The organism is Actinacidiphila guanduensis (genome assembly GCF_900103985.1).
Lineage (GTDB): Bacteria > Actinomycetota > Actinomycetes > Streptomycetales > Streptomycetaceae > Actinacidiphila > Actinacidiphila guanduensis.
Genome location: NZ_FNIE01000011.1, coordinates 107,674 through 126,327, shown reverse-complemented (window position 1 = coordinate 126,327; position 18,654 = coordinate 107,674). Strand labels below are relative to the sequence as shown.

General features: G+C 75.4%; 17 protein-coding genes. 14 read left to right on the top strand and 3 right to left on the bottom strand.

Annotation, left to right across the window (positions count from 1 at the left end):
• The first annotated feature begins 18 nt into the window (after positions 1-18).
• On the top strand, positions 19-1,029 hold the full coding sequence (locus tag BLR33_RS23890; protein ID WP_093786634.1) for a LysR family transcriptional regulator: 1,011 nt from the start codon (positions 19-21) through the stop codon (positions 1,027-1,029).
• A 123-nt stretch (positions 1,030-1,152) separates the two neighbouring features.
• Positions 1,153-2,133, top strand: coding sequence for a DUF2510 domain-containing protein (locus BLR33_RS23885; protein ID WP_093786633.1), 981 nt, complete (start codon positions 1,153-1,155; stop codon positions 2,131-2,133).
• Between the two features lie 212 nt (positions 2,134-2,345).
• On the opposite strand, the gene BLR33_RS23880 is transcribed toward BLR33_RS23885, so the two are convergent.
• Complete coding sequence (locus BLR33_RS23880; RefSeq protein WP_093786632.1) at positions 2,346-3,551, bottom strand: amino acid deaminase/aldolase; 1,206 nt, start codon at positions 3,549-3,551, stop codon at positions 2,346-2,348.
• Between the two features lie 737 nt (positions 3,552-4,288).
• Here BLR33_RS23880 and BLR33_RS36265 point away from each other — a divergent pair.
• Complete coding sequence (locus BLR33_RS36265; RefSeq protein WP_245771624.1) at positions 4,289-5,044, top strand: hypothetical protein; 756 nt, start codon at positions 4,289-4,291, stop codon at positions 5,042-5,044.
• Positions 5,041-6,243 carry a type VII secretion-associated serine protease mycosin gene (gene mycP / locus BLR33_RS23870; RefSeq protein WP_093786631.1) on the top strand — a complete coding sequence of 401 codons (1,203 nt, stop codon included), beginning with the start codon at positions 5,041-5,043 and terminating at the stop codon, positions 6,241-6,243. The genes BLR33_RS36265 and mycP overlap by 4 nt, the downstream gene beginning before the upstream one ends.
• Positions 6,244-6,309: 66 nt before the next feature.
• Here mycP and BLR33_RS23865 read toward each other — a convergent pair whose 3' ends face one another.
• Complete coding sequence (locus BLR33_RS23865) at positions 6,310-7,053, bottom strand: hypothetical protein (protein ID WP_093786630.1); 744 nt, start codon at positions 7,051-7,053, stop codon at positions 6,310-6,312.
• A gap of 136 nt (positions 7,054-7,189) precedes the next feature.
• Between BLR33_RS23865 and BLR33_RS23860 the strand changes: the two genes are divergently transcribed.
• The 3 genes from BLR33_RS23860 (at position 7,190) to BLR33_RS23850 (ending at position 10,171) form a co-directional block, all read left to right on the top strand.
• The gene (locus tag BLR33_RS23860; RefSeq protein WP_093786629.1) at positions 7,190-8,536 is read left to right on the top strand and encodes an MFS transporter; all 1,347 of its coding nucleotides are present in this window, start codon (positions 7,190-7,192) and stop codon (positions 8,534-8,536) included.
• Positions 8,537-8,545: 9 nt separating this feature from the next.
• Complete coding sequence (locus BLR33_RS23855; protein ID WP_093786628.1) at positions 8,546-9,280, top strand: SseB family protein; 735 nt, start codon at positions 8,546-8,548, stop codon at positions 9,278-9,280.
• A 102-nt stretch (positions 9,281-9,382) separates the two neighbouring features.
• On the top strand, positions 9,383-10,171 hold the full coding sequence (locus BLR33_RS23850; protein WP_093786627.1) for an aquaporin: 789 nt from the start codon (positions 9,383-9,385) through the stop codon (positions 10,169-10,171).
• A 144-nt stretch (positions 10,172-10,315) separates the two neighbouring features.
• Here BLR33_RS23850 and BLR33_RS23845 read toward each other — a convergent pair whose 3' ends face one another.
• Positions 10,316-10,669: a DUF1844 domain-containing protein gene (locus tag BLR33_RS23845; protein ID WP_093786626.1), complete on the bottom strand. Its 354-nt coding sequence runs from the start codon at positions 10,667-10,669 to the stop codon at positions 10,316-10,318.
• A 296-nt stretch (positions 10,670-10,965) separates the two neighbouring features.
• Between BLR33_RS23845 and infC the strand changes: the two genes are divergently transcribed.
• The 7 genes from infC (at position 10,966) to pheT (ending at position 18,582) form a co-directional block, all read left to right on the top strand.
• Positions 10,966-11,658 (top strand): translation initiation factor IF-3, encoded by a 693-nt coding sequence (gene infC / locus BLR33_RS23840; RefSeq protein ID WP_093786625.1) that lies wholly within the window; start codon positions 10,966-10,968, stop codon positions 11,656-11,658.
• A 194-nt stretch (positions 11,659-11,852) separates the two neighbouring features.
• Positions 11,853-12,047, top strand: coding sequence for a 50S ribosomal protein L35 (gene rpmI, locus BLR33_RS23835; protein ID WP_093786624.1), 195 nt, complete (start codon positions 11,853-11,855; stop codon positions 12,045-12,047).
• Between the two features lie 99 nt (positions 12,048-12,146).
• Complete coding sequence (gene rplT / locus BLR33_RS23830) at positions 12,147-12,530, top strand: 50S ribosomal protein L20 (RefSeq protein WP_093786623.1); 384 nt, start codon at positions 12,147-12,149, stop codon at positions 12,528-12,530.
• A gap of 187 nt (positions 12,531-12,717) precedes the next feature.
• Positions 12,718-13,578: a TrmH family RNA methyltransferase gene (locus BLR33_RS23825; RefSeq protein ID WP_093786622.1), complete on the top strand. Its 861-nt coding sequence runs from the start codon at positions 12,718-12,720 to the stop codon at positions 13,576-13,578.
• A gap of 51 nt (positions 13,579-13,629) precedes the next feature.
• Positions 13,630-14,784: a sensor histidine kinase gene (locus BLR33_RS23820; RefSeq protein WP_093786803.1), complete on the top strand. Its 1,155-nt coding sequence runs from the start codon at positions 13,630-13,632 to the stop codon at positions 14,782-14,784.
• 169 nt (positions 14,785-14,953) lie between these two features.
• Positions 14,954-16,075: a phenylalanine--tRNA ligase subunit alpha gene (pheS, locus tag BLR33_RS23815; protein ID WP_093786621.1), complete on the top strand. Its 1,122-nt coding sequence runs from the start codon at positions 14,954-14,956 to the stop codon at positions 16,073-16,075.
• On the top strand, positions 16,075-18,582 hold the full coding sequence (gene pheT / locus BLR33_RS23810; protein WP_093786620.1) for a phenylalanine--tRNA ligase subunit beta: 2,508 nt from the start codon (positions 16,075-16,077) through the stop codon (positions 18,580-18,582). The genes pheS and pheT overlap by 1 nt, the downstream gene beginning before the upstream one ends.
• Positions 18,583-18,654 lie beyond the last annotated feature (72 nt).

Here is an 18,654-nt window from a genome sequence, read left to right as displayed (position 1 = left end):
GGGACATAAGCTGCGGTTATGACATCGAGCGCGGGTGGTGCCCCTTCCGGCCCGGGCGGTGCTGCTTCCGGCGGGGACACCGGGGCCGCCGGCGGTGGGCCGCTCGCGTACCGGGTGCCCGACCTCGGGGCCATGGAGCTGCTGATCGCGGTGGCCCGGCTGGGCAGCCTCGGGCGGGCCGCCCGCGAGCTGGGCATCAGCCAGCCCGCGGCCAGCGGGCGGATGCGCGCGCTGGAGACCCGTCTCGGCGTGGCCCTGGTACGGCGCTCGCCCGGCGGCTCGCAGCTCACCGACGAGGGCGCGCTCGTCACCGAGTGGGCCCGCCGCGTGATCGAGGCGGCCGAGGCGTTCGACGCCGGGGCGCGGGCGCTGCGCGGCCGGCGGGACTCGCGGCTGCGGGTGGCCGCCAGCATGACCGTCGCCGAGTACCTGCTGCCCGGCTGGCTGATCGCGCTGCACGAGAAGCGGCCCGGCACCGCGGTGTCGCTGGCGGCGGGCAACTCCGCGGCCGTGGCCCGCCAGGTGGCCGCGGGCGAGGCCGACCTCGGCTTCGTGGAGGGCCTGGACGTGCCCGCCGGCCTGGACGCCGCCGTCATCGGCCACGACCGGCTGCTCGTCGTCACCGCCCCCGGCCACCCCTGGGCCCGCCGCCGCACCCCGCTCACCGCCGGGGAACTGGCCGCCACCCCGCTGGTGCTGCGCGAGGAGGGCTCGGGCACCCGCCAGGTCCTGGACGCCGCGCTCGCCGGGCACGGCGGACCGGCCGTACCGCTGCTGGAGCTGGCCTCCACCACCGCGGCCAAGGCGGCCACCGTCAGCGGCGCCGGGCCCGCGGTGCTCAGCGAACTCGCCGTCGCCGAGGAACTGGCCGCGGGGCGGCTGACCGCGGTGCCGCTGGCCGGCCTCGCGCTCGGCCGCTCGCTGCGCGCGGTCTGGCCCGCGGGCCACCGCCCGGCAGGCCCCGCCCGCGACCTGCTCGCCCTCACCCGCGCCCAGGCCCGCACCCGCCGCCCGGCGCCCACCTCCTAAGACAGCCCCCGCCCGCGGCCCTGACCGGCGGTTTCCGGCCGTTCGCAGCCGCCGCGGCCGGCGTGACCGCCCTGTGACCCGCGTGCTTACGGGATTCTCATGCTTCGGCCATAAGGTGACGCCGTGACGACGACGACCCCGCCCGGCTGGTACCCAGAGCCCGGGCAGACAGGCAACGGCCCCGCCATGGAACGCTGGTGGGACGGCAACGCGTGGACGGAGTACACCAGGACGGCGCCGGTGCCCATGGCGGGCCAGCAGCCGCCCCTGGCACCGCCCCCGTACGCCCCCTATCCGGCGGGCGATGTCATATCCGGCGGCGCCCCCAAGCGCCGTACCGGCGTCATCGTCCTGTCGATCGTGGCCGCGCTCGTGGTCATCGGCGGCGTGATCGCCGCCGTCCTCGTGGCCGGCGGGGGCAGCAGCGACAACAGCGCCGACAAGACCCCGGCTCCGCCGTCGGCCACCGGCCGGCCGCACGAGCAGCAGCAGCCGCCGTCGGACCCGCAGGGGCCCGGCCCGGACCAGCAGCAGAGCCCGCCGGCCACCAAGGGCCCCGGCCAGGCCGCGGTGGACTCCCTGGACGGCATCAGCCTGCCGGTGCTCGACGGCTGGACCGGCTCGGACAGCGGCGCCCAGTCCGCCGCCAACGTCGTGACCGGCCAGTACCCGTGCCCGGGCGACGCGAACTCCAGCTGCGTGCGCGGCGGCGTCTTCGCGCAGCCCGCCCAGACGCTCGACCTGACCTCCACCACGGCCGAGGCCGCCGCCAAGGAGGACATCGCGGGCAACGCCAAGGCGTCCTACGGCTCCGACATCTACGGGCGCACCACCTCGCACCAGCAGGTGGCCTCCGGGCCGGTGACCGTCGCCGGGCAGAAGGGCTACCAGGTGCGCTGGAAGGTCGCCACGCAGTCCGGCACCGACGGCTACGTGGAGTCCCTCGTCTTCCCCTCACCCGTGCACAAGGGCCTGCTGGTCGTGGTCCGCTTCGGCTTCGACATCGGCGGCAAGGCGCCCTCCCCGAGCGTGATCGACCAGATCACCAAGGGCATCAAGGCGGACAGCTCCACCCCGGGCAGCAGCGGCGGCACCGGCGTCTGACGCGTCACCACATCCGGTACGACGGCCCTCGCGCGAGCGGGGGCCGTTCGCGTCACAAGGAACTGGGCACCGGCTGGGCACTGCCTGGGCACCATGGGCGCGAGGCCACCCGGGCACCATGGAGGCGAAGTCGCCTGTGTCCCAAGGCGGCGGGGCCGCCCCGGCACCATGGCATGGGCGGCACCCGAGCACCATGGCGGCGGCCAGGTGCTCTACAGGAACGTGCGGCCCTCGCCTCGATACGTCGGGACCACCGACACCACGCTGTCGCCCTCCAGCAGGTGCAGTTCCGCGAACCGCTCGCACAGCTCGCCGGCCTTCGCGTGCCGGAACCAGACCTTGTCGCCGATGCGCAGGTCGTCCGCCGCGGTGCCGAGCAGCGGAGTCTGCACCTCGCCCGGGCCCTCCTGCGCGTCGTACCGCAGCCCCTCGGGCAGGTATGGCACCGGGAGGCGGTCGGGGCCCGCCGCACCCGAGGCGGGGTAGCCGCCGCCGAGCACGGTCACCACGCCGACGCCCGGGCGGCGTACCACCGGCTGCGCGAACAGCGCCGCCGGCCGGCCGCGGAAGGAGGTGTAGGTGTCGAAGAGCCGCGGCTGGTAGAGGCCGGAGCCGGCGGCGATCTCCGTGACGCAGTCCTCGGCCGCGGTGTGCTGCACGCTGCCGGTGCCGCCGCCGTTGACGAACTCCAGGTCCGGCACGACCGCCCGTACGGCCGCCACGGCGGCGGCCCGCCGCGCCGCCAGCTCCCTGCGCGCGACCGCCTGCATGGCGCGTATCGCCAGCGAGCGGGCCGGGCGGCCGGGCACGGCGTCGCCGACACCCGCGATGTGGCCCTCGTAGGCCATGATGCCCGCCAGGCGGAAGCCGGGGCGGGCCGCGATCACGCGGGCCACGTCGGCCATCCGCTCGGGGGAGTGCAGCGGCGAGCGCAGCGCGCCGACGCGTATGCGGCCGCCCAACTTCCGCAGGCTGGTGTCGAGTTCGAGGCAGACCCGGATGCGCTCGGTACCCTCGGGGCCGCGGGCGGCGTCGATCAGGTCGAGCTGGGCCGGGTCGTCGACCATCACCGTCACCGCGGCCGCCAGCTTGGGGTCGGCGGCCAGCTCGGCGAAGGCGGACCGGTCGGGCGAGGGGTAGGCGAGCAGCACGTCGGTGAAGCCGCTCCTGGCCAGCCACAGCGACTCGGCGAGCGTGTAGGACATGACGCCGGCGAACCCCTCGCGGGCCAGGGCCCGTTCGAGCAGCGCCCGGCAGCGTACCGACTTCGAGGCGACCCGGATCGGCTTGCCGCCCGCCCGCCGGGCCAGGTCGGCGGCGTTGGCGTCGAAGGCGTCCAGGTCCACCAGGGCCAAGGGCGCGTCGAGATGGGCGGTCGCCCGGTCGTAGCGGGCTCGGTCGGCGCTGCTCGGTGCCATGCGGGCAGCCTGCCAGACGCTGCCTACCCAGCGGTAGCCCCTCCGGCCTCGCCCCGGCGCATCCGTAACGCCCACCGACCCCGTAGAGTGACGCGCAAGCCGAACGGGTACGCGCCATCCGCGCGTACGGGGTCACGAGGGAGCGCCGGGTGAGCACCGGAGTGGACAACGGAAACACCTCGCCCGCTCCCTTCCCCACGCTCCACCCGCACCTGCGCACCGCGTCGGGGCCGAAGCCGGCTGCCGCGCACGAGGGCCCCGGCTCCGGGGCGGAGGGGGACCGGCCCGCCGCCCCCGCCGGACAGGCGGCGATGGGCGGCGCCCCCGGATCCGCCGCCGAGCCGCCAAGGCCGCGGCAGGCACCCGCCGTTCCGGCACCGGCCGCGCCCTCCGCCGTACCGCCAGGGGCGGTTCCGCCCCGCCCGGCCCAGGCCCCGCCCGCGCCCCCGCGGCGCCCGTCCGCGCCGCAGGCCCGGCCGCTTCCGCCCGAGGCCCCGCGTACCGCCCCGCCGCGGCCGGCGGCTCCCCCGCACGTACCGCCTCCGCCGAGGACCGCGCCCACCGTTCCCGCAACCGACGCGTCACCGCCGCCGCCGCGGCCCCCGGCGCCGCCCGCCGCGGCCACGTACCCGGCCGCCGCCCCGCCCGTACCCCCGGCCCCTCCCGTACCCCCGCGGCCCCCCGCCGCCGGGCCGCGCCTGCCGGGCAGCGCACGCGGCCGCCAGGCGCTGGCCGCGGTGTGCCTGGTCGTCGGGCTCGGCCTGGTGGGCGGCGCCATCGCGGGCGCGGTCATCAACCACGGCCCGCAGCGGCCCGCGCCCGTCGCCGACGGCAGCCCGGAGGCGTTCGCCAAGGCCCGCGAGGTGTGGCGCGACACCCCCGTCGACCGCCTCTTCCCGCCCACCGTGTCGGACAAGGACGGCGGCCCCGGCGGGGCGCAGCGCTCCTGGGTGCGCGTCGGCGTCGCCGCCCCGGCCGGCTGCCAGGGCGCCCTCGACCCGCTGCTGCAGCAGGTCGTGGCCCCCGTGGGCTGCACCCGGCTGCTGCGCGCCACCTACGTGGACAGCACCTCGACGACCGTCACCACCGTCGGGCTGCTCGTCGCCTCCGGCGAGGCCCCGGCGATGAGCGCCCTCGCCCGGCGCTGGACCTCCCAGCACCTCGGCGAGCGCACCGACCTGCTGCCCAGGCCCGTCGCCTTCCCCGGCACCCCGGCGGCCCGCTTCGGCGACCGCCAGCGCGGCAGCTGGGACGTCCAGGTCGCCGCCGACCTGCCCTTCGTCGTCTACGCCGTCAGCGGCTTCGCCGACGGCCGCACCATCGCGCAGCCGCAGCCCGCCGACAAGGCCGACGCCCAGGGCGCGACCACCCCCGCCGCCCAGGCCGGCCTCGGCTTCGACGCCACCGGCCTCGCCTCCGCGGTGGACGACCACCTGCACACCGCCGTCGACACCCTGCTGCACCCGCCGACCACCGGCCCGGAGAAGCGATGACGCCCCGCCCGGGCCGTACCGCCCGCCCCACCGCCACCCGCCTGCTGCTCGCGCTCGCCGCCGCGGGCACCACCTGCGTGCTCGCCGCGCCGCCCGCCGCCGCCGACCCGGCCCGCAGCCTGGACTGGGCGCTGGGCGCCCTGCACGCCCAGCAGGCGTGGCAGGTCACCAAGGGCGCGGGCATCACCGTCGCCGTCCTGGACACCGGAGTGGACGGTACCCACCCCGACCTGACCGGTCAGGTGCTCCCCGGCAAGGACGAGGTCGGCTTCGGCGCCAAGCGCGGCGACAGCGCCTGGGCCCGGCACGGCACCGGCATGGCCGCGATCATCGCCGGCCACGGGCACGGCCCCGGCGACGAGGACGGCGTCCTCGGCATCGCCCCGCAGTCCCGCATCCTGCCGGTCCGGGTGATCCTGGAGGACAAGGACCCGCTGCGGCAGAAGGCCAGGTCCAGCCGCGGCGACGCGCTGCCGGCCGGTATCCGCTGGGCCGTCGACCACGGCGCCGACGTCATCAACCTCTCCCTCGGCGACGACAGCGCCACCGCCGCTCCGGTCGCCGCCGAGGACGACGCGATCCAGTACGCGCTGGACAAGGGCGTCGTCGTGGTCGCCTCCGCGGGCAACGGCGGGGACGCCGCCGACCGCTCCTCCTACCCCGCGGCCTACCCCGGCGTCATCGCCGTGGCCGCCGTCGACCGGCACGGCGAGCACGCCTCCTTCTCCACCCACCGCTGGTACGCCTCGGTGGCCGCCCCCGGCGTCGAGGTCGTCATCGCCGACCCGGACCGCACCTACTACAACGGCTGGGGCACCAGCGCGGCCTCCGCGTACGCCTCCGGGGCCGCCGCGCTCGTCCGCTCGGCCAACCCGCGGCTCAGCCCCGCGCAGGTCAAGCAGGTGCTGGAGGACACGACCCAGGACAAGCCCAAGGGCGGCCGCAACGACGACGTCGGCACCGGCATGATCGACCCGGCCGCCGCGGTGGCCGCCGCCCGCAAACTGAAGCCGGCCCCCGTCCGCCCCGTCCCCGCCGCCTACGCCCACACCTACTTCCCGCCGGGGCCGGCCCCCGAGGCGGCCGCGGAGGACGGCTCCCGCCTCCTCGGCGACGGCGTGGCCACGGCGTTCGCCGCCACGGGAGCGGTCCTGGTCGCCCTGTCGGGCCTGATCTGGTTCCGGCTGCGCCGCGGCTGACCGCCGGGCCTCCACCGGCCGAGGTGACGGAGCGTCAGGGGGCAGCGGTCACGGGCGCGTGGCGGCTCAGCGCGGGGTCAGGCGGTGGAGGGTCCAGCCGCGGCCTGCCGGGTCCAGCGGCCTGGTCGCCGCGGTGAAGACCTCGGCGGCCCGCCGGTAGGAGAGGCGGCCGCGGGAGGTGGCGAACACCGGGCCGGTGAGCCGGCCCAGGACCAGGAGCGGCAGCAGGCCCGCGGTCCCCTCGCCCCAGCCGAGCGCGCCTTCGCGGCCGGGGCGGGTACGGCGGGCCGGCAGGTCCAGGTCGTCCACGTCGAGGGCGAGCACGCGCTCGATGGCCGCGCCCGACTCGTGCAGCAGGTGCCACAGGGTCTGCTCGCGCAATGGTGCCCGAAGCGCGAGGACGGCGCGGACCTGCTCGGGGGCGAGGCGGGCGCCGGGGTTGCGCCGGCTCGGCAGCGGCAAGGGGCGCAGCCCCGCGGTCGGGTCGGCTCGGAGCCAGCCGCGCTCGCGCCACCAGGCCACGGCGCCGTTGAGGACGGACAGTTCACGATTGGCGGTCCGCGGGCCGACCGCCGCCGAGCGGGCCGCGAAGGCGGCCCGCAGCCGGGCCGCGGCCTGGGGGGAGTCCAGCAGGTGCAGCGGCACGCCGGGCGCGGCCGCGCCCCTGCGCCGCTCGGGCGGCGCCCCCTCGACCAGCGCCCACGCCCACGTGGTGAGCGCGATCCGGTACACCCGGCGCGAGGCGTCCCCGAGGGCGGCCGCCGCCAGATAGCGGTCCACGGCGACGGCGTACTCGACGGGCTGCCGCACAGACCCTCCCTATGATTCACCGCAGTAAATGACATTCGCAGCCTAGCCATGCTCATCATAAGTTGATACAGGCTCACTCAGCTTTTTCTCGCGCGGCTCTGGCGTGTCGATCCGCGCAGGCTGCACCCTGAGCCGCATGTCCCCTGGTCAGAACCCTGCTCGGGTACGGCGGCACCGTGCCGCCGTGCTGCGTGAGCGCGGCTTCCGCCGTTTCTTCATCGGCTACACCACCTCCCTGCTCGGCTCCTCCATGGCCTCGCTCGCGCTGACCTTCGCGGTGCTGCAGAGCGGCGGGGGAGGCGCCGAACTCGGCGGGGTGATGGCCGCGCGCATCCTGCCGCTGGTCCTGCTGCTGCTCGCCGCCGGCGTCGTCGGCGACCGGCTCGGCAGCCGCCGGGTCATGCTGGCCGCCGACTCGGTGCGCTGCCTGACCCAACTCGGCCTCGCCCTGGTGCTCATGGGCACCGCCCCGCCGCTGTGGGCCCTGCTGACCCTGGTCGCCTGCTGGGGCGCGGCTGAGGCCCTGTTCACCCCGTCGCTGGGCGCCCTCGTCCCGGCCATCGCCCGGCCCGAGACCCTGGGCGACGCCAACAGCATGCTGGGCATGGCCCGTTCGGGCACCTCGATCGCCGGACCCGCGCTCGCGGGACTGCTCACCGCCACCGTCGGGCCGTCCTTCGTCCTCGGCCTCGACTCCGCCAGCTACGCCGCCAGCATCGCCGCCCTGCTCCTGCTGCCCCGCACCGCGCGGGCCGCGCGCACCAAGGCCCCGTCCTTCGTCGGCGAACTGCGCGAGGGCTGGGCGGAGTTCACCTCACGCCGCTGGCTGTGGACCAGCACCCTGCACGGATGCCTGTTCAACCTGCTGGTGTGGGCGCCCTTCCTGGTGCTCGGCCCGGTCGTCGCCCAGCGGCGGCTGGGCGGCGCGGGCGCCTGGGGCGCGGTGATGACGCTCTACGGGGCGGGCGCCGTCGCCGGGGGCCTGGCGATGCTGGGGCGCAGCCCGCGCCGCCCGGTGCTGATCGCCACCGCGGCCACCGCGGGCTGGTCCCTGCCGTCCGCCGCCCTGGCCACCGGCCGGCCGCTCGCGGTGGTCTGCGCCGCCGCCCTGGTGGCCGGGGTCGGCTCCGCGGTCTGCGGCACCCTCTACGACACGGCCACCCAGCGCCAGGTCCCCCCGGACGCCCTCGCCCGCGTGCACGCCTACGACGCGTTCGGCGCCTTCGCCCTCGGCCCGCTCGGCCTGGCGGCGGCCGGCCCGGTCGCCGCGGCCCTCGGCACCTCCGCGGTGCTCGCCTTCGGCGCGGCCTGGCAGACGGCGGCCGTGCTCACCGTCCTCGCGATCCCGGCGATCAGGGCCCCACTCCCGCCGCCGCGCGAGCCGGACGGAGCCGGGACGCCGGACCCCGGGCGCCGGCAGCCGCCGACCGCTGCCGGCCCCGCCGTGCAGCCCGGCGCGGGCGCCGGGGGCGGCGGTGGATAGGGTGCCCGGGTGGCGCTGAAGAACATTCCGAACCCCGGGTACGCCGACGACGACGGCTCCGCGCTCCCGGCGCTGGCCGCCGCCCTCGCGGGCTACCGCGCGGGGGAGGCGGGGGACGCCGAGGTGGTCGCCGCGCTCAGGGACGCGCGGCTGCTCGTCCCGGTCGTCGCCGTCCTCGGCGAGGCGGAGATCGGGCCGGACGGGCTGGCCCGGGAGAAGAGCAGCGACATGGCCGTCCCCACCATCCAGGCCCCCGACGGCCGGCGTGCCCTGCCCGCCTTCACCTCCTCCGCCTCGCTCGCCCGCTGGCGCCCGGACGCGCGGCCGGTGGCCGTGCCGCTCGGCCAGGCGCTCCAGGCGCTCGCGCAGGAGGGCGCCGACACATTGCTGATCGACATGGCCGGGCCGGTGCCGTACGAGCTGACCGGTGCGGCCCTGCGGGCAGCGGCGGGCCACGGCGGTACGGACCCGCTCGCCGAGCCCGAGGTCCGCGCGGCCCTGCGGGCGGTGCTCGCCCAGGAGCCCGGCGTGGCCCGCGCGCACCTCACGCCCGGACAGCCCGGCAGCGACGGCACCCTCGGCCTCGTGCTGGCCCCCGACGCCGACGTGGCCGCCACCGCCCGCAGCGTCTCCGCGCGCCTGGCCGCCGACGAGACACTGCGGGGCGCCCTCCTCCAGGGGCTCGATCTGGCCCTCCTCCCGCCCGGCGCGACCGTCCCCGGGGAGCCGCTGCACACGCGGTGAGCCGACACGTGCCCGGATACGTCCACGGGTGCCCGAGATGTGTGATTCACCCGGTGAGCCCACAATGCAAGGGCAGGGTCGATCACTCCTCCAGGAGGCCCCATGGACAGGTCGCGCCCGTTCGAACTCGGCTCACTCGATCTGCGCTCGGTGGACGTCCGCACGGTCACCTGCGAGTTCCTCGGCACGCTGCTGCTGGTCTTCCTCGCCGTGGGCGCCGCCGTGCTCGGCGGGCAGTTCATCGGCACCCTGGGCATCGCGCTCGCCTTCGGCTTCACCCTGGTGGTGCTCGCCTACGTGATCGGCCCGATCTCCGGCAGCCACGTCAACCCCGCCGTCACCCTCGGCATGCTTCTCGCCCGCCGGATCACCGTGCGTACCGCGGTCGAGTACTGGATCGCGCAGATCCTCGGCGGGATCGTGGGCGCCGCGCTCCTCCTGCTGGTGGTCCACCAGGTACCGGGACTGACCACGCACGGCCGGTTCGGCACCAATGGGTACGGCTACCGCTCGGCGATCGGCGTCAACATCTTCGGCGCCTTCGTGCTGGAACTGATCCTGACGTTCCTGCTGGTCATGGTCTACCTCTCGGTGACCCGCCGGGTCGCCGTGCTCGGCTTCGGCGGCCTGGCCGTCGGCCTGGCGCTGGCCGTGGTCAACCTGATCGGCATCCCCGTCACGGGCGCGGGTGTCAACCCCGCGCGCAGCCTGTGCCCCGCGATCTTCGCCGGCAGCCCGCCGCTGATCCAGGTGTGGCTCTTCCTGGTGGCGCCGCTGGTGGGCGCGGCCCTGGCGGCGGTGGTCCACGAAGTCACCCACCCGGCGATCGAGGCGGCCCGGGCGGCCGCCGCCCGCGAGGAGCGCGAGGCCCGCGCGGAGGGCGACTTCTGAGCACCAGTCCTGGGCACCAGGGGTGCGGCAGACGGTCAACAAGTCAAGGGCACCCGATCGGGTGCCCTTGACTGTCGTGTCCGGCGCCCGGGGCGCTCGCCCCGGCCGCCATGGGTGCGGATGCTCCGCGGACGGCCCCGGCGGCTAGCCGTAGACCGGGCCGGTGAACTTCTCGCCCGGGCCCTGGCCCGGCTCGTCCGGGACGAGAGACGCCTCGCGGAAGGCGAGCTGCAGGGACTTCAGGCCGTCGCGCAGCGGGGCCGCGTGGAAGGTGCCCAGGTCGGTGGCGGTGGCGGTGACGAGGCCGGCCAGCGCCTGGATGAGCTTGCGCGCCTCGTCGAGGTCCTTGTGCTGCGCGCCCTCCTCGGCCAGTCCCAGGTTCACCGCGGCCGCGCTCATCAGGTGGACCGCCACCGTGGTGATGACCTCCACCGCGGGTACGTCCGCGATGTCGCGGGTCAGGGTGTCGAAGTCGGGTGCGGGTGCGTCGCTGCTCATACGGGACACGATATGCCCCGTCCGGCGGATTACGACCTTTGCCCCTGCGCTGCTATGCTTGGTGAACGACCGGTCGGACACCTGTGTCCGGCCACCAAGTGGAGGCTCCGATCTCCCACCTGCTCGGCCCCCGGCCGAGGGGTCCCCGGTCAGATGGCATGAGTCGGCGCCCAGGCGTCGGCGGTAATGCCGTCCGATGCGCCCCGCGGAATATCGCGGCGGTGCTCCCGGTTGTGAGGAGCCCCGCCTGTGTTCCGGTCCGGGGCGTTTTTTGGCGTCTCACGTCGGAGCACGGGGTGAAGAGAAAGACGAACCCCAGCGCGGCTGTCGGCCAGTCAGCCGCGTGGTGCAACCGAGGAGGCCCCATCAGCGCCGAGCCCCGCATCAACGACCGGATTCGCGTTCCCGAGGTGCGACTTGTCGGTCCCAGCGGCGAGCAGGTCGGCATCGTGCCGCTTGCCAAGGCCCTGGAGCTTGCGCAGGAGTACGACCTCGACCTGGTCGAGGTCGCGGCGAACGCCCGTCCGCCCGTGTGCAAGCTCATGGACTACGGGAAGTTCAAGTACGAGTCGGCCATGAAGGCCCGTGAGGCGCGCAAGAACCAGGCGCACACGGTCATCAAGGAGATGAAGCTCCGGCCGAAGATCGACCCGCACGACTACGACACCAAGAAGGGTCACGTCGTCCGGTTCCTCAAGCAGGGCGACAAGGTCAAGATCACGATCATGTTCCGCGGACGCGAGCAGTCGCGCCCCGAGCTGGGCTACCGCCTGCTCCAGCGGCTCGCGGAGGACGTGCAGGAGCTCGGCTTCGTGGAGTCGAACCCGAAGCTGGACGGCCGCAACATGATCATGGTCCTCGGTCCGCACAAGAAGAAGACCGAGGCGATGGCCGAGGCCCGCGAGGCGCAGGCCGCCCGCAAGGCCGGTCGCCAGGCGGACACGGCCGACGCGCCCGTCGAGGAGCAGGAGCCGGCCGACGCCGGCTGACCCCCTGGTGGACGCGAGGGCCGTGCGCCTTCGGCACGCCGTAGCAGCACCCCGTAGGACCCCGGAGCCCGTGCGGCTCCGGGCAGTGCAGGACCCCATTGCGTGACTAGTGCAGGACTAGTCGCAGGACTGACGCTCTCCGTGCGCCCGAAAACGGGCGCCGGGAGGGCCAGCGACGAGGAGACCACGGCGCCATGCCGAAGAACAAGACGCACAGCGGTACGAGCAAGCGCTTCAGGATCACCGGCTCCGGCAAGGTGCTGCGCGAGCGCGCCGGCAAGCGCCACCTGCTCGAGCACAAGCCGTCCAGCAAGACGCGCGCCCTGACCGGCACCGTCGAGGTGGCCCCGGCGGACGCCAAGAAGATCAAGAAGCTTCTCGGCAAGTGACCCGCGCGCCCCCGACGGGGCGCGCGGTTCCCCTCCGGGACCCCCATTCGCTTTCGGGCCGTGTGACGACAACCGCGGCCCCCCAGAAGGAGTCATCAAGTGGCACGCGTCAAGCGGGCAGTCAACGCCCAGAAGAAGCGCCGGGCGATCCTCGAGCAGGCCAGCGGCTACCGCGGCCAGCGTTCGCGCCTGTACCGCAAGGCCAAGGAGCAGGTCACCCACTCCCTGGTCTACAACTACAACGACCGCAAGAAGCGCAAGGGCGACTTCCGGCAGCTGTGGATCCAGCGGATCAACGCCGCCGCCCGCGCCAACGGCATCACGTACAACCGCTTCATCCAGGGCCTGAAGGCCGCCAACGTCGAGGTGGACCGCAAGATCCTCGCCGAGCTGGCCGTCAACGACGCGCCCGCCTTCGCCGCGCTGGTCGAGGTCGCCCAGAAGGCCCTGCCCGCCGACGTCAACGCGCCCAAGGCCGCCTGACGCCGCCCCGGCCGAGGGGGAAGTCTCCGGGCCCGCGGGCGAGTGATCGCCCGCGGGCCCGCGGCATGCCCGGCGTCCCTCGCGCCCCCGCCGCGCCCCTCGCGCCCACCCGCTCGCCCCGCCGGAAACGGCCGCCGTGCCCTCAGGCGCGCGCCACCCCCGCACCCCGACCAGTGGAGCCCCCGACGTGACGTCCACGCCCGACCTGACCTCGCTGCGGTCCGCGCGCGTCACCGCCGCCCACCGCCTGGCCAGGCGCAGCTTCCGCGGCAAGGAGCGGCGGTTCCTGGTGGAGGGCCCGCAGGCCGTGCGGGAGGCCGCCGCCCACGGCGGCACGGGGGACGGCCGCACCCTGATCGAGCTGTACGCCACGCCCGAGGCCGCCGACCGCCACCGCGACCTCGTCGAGGCCGCCCGCGCGGCCGGCGCCCCGGTGCTCACCGCCACCCCCGAGGTGATCGCGGAGATGTCCGACACGGTCACCCCGCAGGGCCTCGTCGCCGTCTGCCGCTTCCTCGACACCCCCTTCGAACGGGTGCTGGCCGCCCGGCCGCGGCTGGTCGCCGTCCTCGCCCACGTGCGCGACCCCGGCAACGCCGGCACCGTCCTGCGCTGCGCCGACGCCGCGGGAGCCGACGCTGTGGTGCTCACCGACGCCTCCGTCGACCTCTACAACCCCAAGGCGGTACGGGCCTCCGCCGGCAGCCTCTTCCACCTGCCGGTCGCCGTGGGCGTGCCCGTCACCGACGCCGTGGCCGGGCTGCGGGCGGCAGGACTGCGGGTCCTCGCCGCCGACGGCGCCGGCACCCGCGACCTGGACACCGAGCTGGACGAGGAGCGGATGGGCGGCCCCACCGCCTGGGTGTTCGGCAACGAGGCGTGGGGCCTGCCCGAGGAGACCCGCCGGCTGGCCGACGAGGTGGTCCGCGTGCCCATCCACGGCAGCGCCGAGAGCCTGAACCTCGCCACGGCCGCCGCGGTGTGCCTGTACGCCTCCGCCCGGGCGCAGCGCGCACCCGCAGGGTGCCGAAGCGTCATCTCCAGCTAGTAGGGTGGCGCCCCCGGGGGCCCTGAGAGGGGGGTGGCGGCGTTGGACGTGATGCCGCAGAACGGGGTGCGGGACGCGCCCACGCAGTGGCCCGCGCCGCCGTCCGGCCGCGCGCCGGACGCAGCGGCGGACACCTTCGCGCCCGCCGCGGGCGTCGACCCCGACGACCTGCCCGACGGCCTGGTCGTCGCCGACGAGCAGGGCCGCGTGGTGGTCTTCAACGCCGCCGCGGCCCGGATCACCGCGCTGCGCCCCGCCGACGTGCTCGGCCGTCCCGTCGAGCAGGCGCTGCCGCTGGAGGACCTCGACGGCCGCCGCTGGTGGCAGCTGACCGACCCCTACGGCGGCCTCGCCATCCGTGTCGGCCAGCCCGAGCGCAACCTGCTGCTGCCCGGCGGCCGCGAGGTGCTGGTCGCCGCCAAGTACGTCCGGCGCACCCCGGGCGGGCCCGTGCAGCGCCTGGTGGTCACCCTGCGCGGCACCGAGGCCCGGCGCCGCACCGAGCGCTCGCACGCCGAGCTGATCGCCACCGTCGCCCACGAGCTGCGCTCCCCGCTCACCTCCGTCAAGGGCTTCACCGCCACCCTGCTCGCCAAGTGGGAGCGGTTCACCGAGGACCAGAAGAAGCTGATGCTGGAGACGGTGGACGCCGACGCCAACCGCGTCACCCGGCTGATCGCCGAGCTGCTGGACATCTCCCGCATCGACTCCGGCCGCCTGGAGGTGCACCGCCAGCCGGTCGACATGGTCGCCGCCGTGCGGCACCACGTGGACGCCCACGTGGCCGCGGGACAGAGCGCCGACCGGTTCGCCGTCACCACCGGCGGGCCGCTGCCCGCGCTGTGGGCCGACCCCGACAAGGTGGACCAGATCCTGGGCAACCTGCTGGAAAACGCGGTGCGGCACGGCGAGGGAACTGTCACCATCGACGTGTCCCCAGCCGCCGCGACCGGCGGCGGCCACGGCACGGAAGGCACGGCAGTCACCGTGAGCGACGAAGGCCCCGGCATCCCCGAGGAGTCGATGAGTCGCGTCTTCACCCGCTTCTGGCGCGGCAGCAAGCGCGGCGGCACCGGCCTGGGCCTCTACATCGTCAAGGGGATCGTCGAGGCGCACGGCGGCTCGATCAGCGTCGGCCGGGCCCCCGGCGGCGGCGCCCAGTTCCGATTCGTCCTGCCCGTCGGGGCCCCCGCGTACCTCGCCTGACCGCAGGCGCAGCCAGGCGGCGCGGGACAGGCTCCGACGGGCGCCACCGTTGTCCACAGCCCGTGACCGCCCAGCCCGGCGCACACACCGGGACCACTAGACTCGGTTTCCGGCATGTGCCCGAGCCGGGCAGATCCGGGCACAGCACCCACAGTCGGAACGGGAAGAGATGTCGGCACCGAACAAGTCGTACGACCCAGTCGAGGTCGAGGCGTTGCAGCCGGAGCAGGTCGAGCGGATGCGCGACGAGGCGCTCGCGGCCATCGCGGCCGCCGCCGATCTGGACGCGCTGACGCACGTCAAGACCGCGCACGCCGGGGGCACCTCCCCGCTGGCGCTCGCCAACCGCGAGATCGGCGCGCTGCCGCCGCAGGCCAAGGCCGAGGCGGGCAAGCGGGTCGGCCAGGCCCGCGGCGCGGTCAACCAGGCGCTGGCCGCCCGGCAGGCCGAGCTGGAGGCCGAGCGGGATGCGCGGGTGCTCGTCGAGGAGGCAGTGGACGTCACCCTGCCGTACGACCGGGTGCCCGCCGGCGCCCGCCACCCGCTCACCACGCTGAGCAACCGGATCGAGGACATCTTCGTCGCCATGGGCTACGAGGTGGCCGAGGGCCCCGAGGTCGAGGCCGAGTGGTTCAACTTCGACGCGCTCAACATCTCGGTGGACAACCCCGTCCGCAGCGAGCAGGACACCCTCTTCGTCGCCGCCGCCGACGGCTCCCAGGACAGCGGCCTGGTGCTGCGCACCCACACCTCCGGCGTGCAGATCCGCAGCCTGCTCGAGCGCGAGCTGCCGGTCTACGTGATCGCCCCCGGCCGGGTCTACCGCTCGGACGAGCTGGACGCCACCCACACCCCGGTCTTCAACCAGGTCGAGCTCCTCGCCGTGGACGAGGGCCTGACCATGGCGGACCTGAAGGGCACCCTGGACCACATGGTGGTCTCCCTGTTCGGCGAGGGCATGACCACCCGGCTGCGGCCCAACCACTTCCCCTTCACCGAGCCGTCCGCCGAGATGGACATGCTCTGCTACGTCTGCCGCGGCGAGTCCGTCGGCAACCCCGACCGGCCCTGCCGCACCTGCTCCTCCGAGGGCTGGATCGAGCTCGGCGGCTGCGGCATGGTCAACCCCAAGGTGCTCGTCGCCTGCGGTGTCGACCCGCAGAAGTACAGCGGTTTCGCCTTCGGCTTCGGCATCGAGCGGATGCTGATGTTCCGCCACAACGTCGAGGACATGCGAGACATCGTCGAGGGTGACGTGCGCTTCACCCTTCCGTTCGGGATGGAGATCTGATGCGGGTCCCGCTTTCTTGGCTGCGGGAGTACGTCGAACTGCCCGCCGGCACCACCGGCCGCGACGTCCAGGCCAAGCTCATTTCCGCCGGCCTGGAGGTCGAGACCGTCGAGCAGCTCGGCGCCGGGCTGCAGGGCCCGCTCGTCGTCGGCGAGGTGCTCACCATCGAGGAGCTGGAGGGCTTCAAGAAGCCCATCCGGTTCTGCACCGTCGACGTCGGCAAGGCCAACGGCACCGGCGAGCCGCAGGAGATCGTCTGCGGCGCCCGCAACTTCGCGGTCGGCGACAAGGTCGTCGTCATCCTGCCCGGCGGTGTGCTGCCCGGCGACTTCCGGATCTCCGCCCGCAAGACCTACGGCCGCGTCTCGCACGGCATGATCTGCTCGGCCCGCGAACTCGGCATGGGCGAGGACCACGACGGCATCGTCGTCCTGCCGCCCGAGCACGAGGCCGGCACCGACGCCATCGCGCTGCTCGAACTGGTCGACGAGGTGCTGGACATCGCCGTCACCCCCGACCGCGGCTACTGCCTGTCGCTGCGCGGCGTCGCCCGCGAGACCGCCATCGCCTACGGCCTGCCGCTCAGCGACCCGGCCCTCATCGACGTGCCCGGGCCCAACCCGGACGGGCACCCCGTGCGGATCGACGACCCCACCGGCTGCGACCGCTTCACCGCCCGCACCGTCACCGGCGTCAACCACGAGGCCCGCTCGCCGATCTGGCTGCAGCGCCGGCTGCAGAAGGTCGGCATGCGGCCCATCTCGCTCGCCGTCGACATCACCAACTACGTGATGTTCGAGGTCGGCCAGCCCCTGCACGCCTACGACCGCAGCCGGCTCAACGGCCCGATCACCGTCCGCCGCGCCCAGCCCGGCGAGAAGCTCACCACCCTCGACGGCGCCGAGCGCGTCCTGGACGGGGAGGACCTCGTCATCGCCGACGACTCCGGCCCGATCGGCCTGGCCGGCGTGATGGGCGGTGCGCACACCGAGATCGCCGACTCCGGGCCCGACAGCGGCACCAGCGAGATCGTCATCGAGGCCGCGCACTTCGCGCCCGTGCCGATCGCCCGCACCGCCCGCCGGCACAAGCTCGCCTCCGAGGCGTCCCGCCGCTTCGAGCGCGGCACCGACCCGCAGGCCACCTCCGCCGCCGCCCAGCGCGCCGTCGACCTGCTGGTGCTGCTCGCCGGCGGCACCGCGGAGCCCGGCGTCACCGAGGTCGTGCTGCCCTACGCGCCCCGCACCGTCGCCATGGCCGCCGACCACCCCGACCGCGTCGCCGGCACCACCTACGGCCGCGAGACCGTGGTGCGCCGCCTGCAGGAGATCGGCTGCGACGTCTACGGCTCCGACGAGCTGATCGTCACCGTCCCCAGCTGGCGGCCCGACCTCGGCGCGCCCAACGACCTCGCCGAGGAGGTCATCCGCCTCCAGGGCTACGAGAACCTGCCCTCCACCCTGCCCCGCCCCCGCCCCGGCCGCGGCCTGACCGCCACCCAGCGGCTGCGCCGCCGGGTCGGACGGGCACTGGCCGGCGCCGGGTACGTCGAGGCGCCCTGCTACCCGTTCGTCTCCGCGGCGGACTTCGACCGGCTCGGGCTCGGCGCCGACGACCCGCGCCGCCGCCTGGTGCTGCTCGCCAACCCGCTCGACGACACCGAGCCCGGCCTGCGCACCACCCTGCTGCCCGGCCTGCTCGCCACCCTGCGCCGCAACCACGGCCGCGGCGCCCAGGACGTGGCGCTCTTCGAGACCGGACTGGTCTTCCACCCCACCGACGGCGCCACCGCTCCCGAGCGGCTGCCGGTGGACCGCCGGCCCACCGACGAGGAGATCGAGGCGCTCAAGGCCGCGCTGCCCGAGCAGCCGCAGCACGCGGCCGCCGTGCTCTCCGGCGCCCGTGAGCGGGACGGCTGGTGGGGCAAGGGCCGCCCGGCCACCTGGGCCGACGCGGTGGAGGCCGGCCGTACCGTCGCCCGCGAGGCAGGCGTCGAACTCATCGTGCGGCCCGCGCAGTACGCGCCCTTCCACCCCGGCCGCTGCGCCGCCTACACCGCGACCGCCGCGGACGGCACGCAGGTGCCCGTGGGGTACGCGGGCGAACTCCACCCGCGCGTGGTCGCCGCGCTCGGACTGCCCGAGCGCACCTGCGCGATGGAGGTCGACCTCGACGTCATCGAGCGGGTGGGCGGCGGCCGCGTCACCGGTCCGCACGTGTCGACCTTCCCGGTCGCCACCCAGGACGTGGCGCTCGTGGTCGACGCGGCCGTGCCCGCCGCCGACGTCGAGGCCGCCCTGCGCGACGGCGCCGGCGAACTCCTCGAATCGCTGCGGCTGTTCGACATCTTCACCGGCGAGCAGATCGGCGAGGGCCGCAAGTCCCTGGCGTACGCGCTGCGCTTCCGGGCGCCCGACCGCACGCTCACCGCGGAGGACGCCTCCGCGGCGCGCGAAGCGGCCGTGGCAGCCGCTGCCGCCCGCACGGGGGCGGTCCTTCGCAGTTAAGGGTGCGGCTGCCCGCCGCCGGGGTTTGCTCCCCGGCGGCGGTGCCGGCCGCGCAGTTCCTCCTCCGGAGCT

Excerpts from the sequence above, each read along its gene's own strand:
- pheS (WP_093786621.1), top strand. The coding sequence starts at position 14,954 with ATGTCGGCACCGAACAAGTCGTACGACCCAGTCGAGGTCGAGGCGTTG.
- BLR33_RS23880 (WP_093786632.1), bottom strand. The coding sequence starts at position 3,551 with ATGGCACCGAGCAGCGCCGACCGAGCCCGCTACGACCGGGCGACCGCC.
- pheT (WP_093786620.1), top strand. The coding sequence starts at position 16,075 with ATGCGGGTCCCGCTTTCTTGGCTGCGGGAGTACGTCGAACTGCCCGCC.
- BLR33_RS23890 (WP_093786634.1), top strand. The coding sequence starts at position 19 with ATGACATCGAGCGCGGGTGGTGCCCCTTCCGGCCCGGGCGGTGCTGCT.
- BLR33_RS23850 (WP_093786627.1), top strand. The coding sequence starts at position 9,383 with ATGGACAGGTCGCGCCCGTTCGAACTCGGCTCACTCGATCTGCGCTCG.
- BLR33_RS23845 (WP_093786626.1), bottom strand. The coding sequence starts at position 10,669 with ATGAGCAGCGACGCACCCGCACCCGACTTCGACACCCTGACCCGCGAC.
- mycP (WP_093786631.1), top strand. The coding sequence starts at position 5,041 with ATGACGCCCCGCCCGGGCCGTACCGCCCGCCCCACCGCCACCCGCCTG.
- BLR33_RS23860 (WP_093786629.1), top strand. The coding sequence starts at position 7,190 with ATGTCCCCTGGTCAGAACCCTGCTCGGGTACGGCGGCACCGTGCCGCC.
- BLR33_RS23820 (WP_093786803.1), top strand. The coding sequence starts at position 13,630 with ATGCCGCAGAACGGGGTGCGGGACGCGCCCACGCAGTGGCCCGCGCCG.
- rpmI (WP_093786624.1), top strand. The coding sequence starts at position 11,853 with ATGCCGAAGAACAAGACGCACAGCGGTACGAGCAAGCGCTTCAGGATC.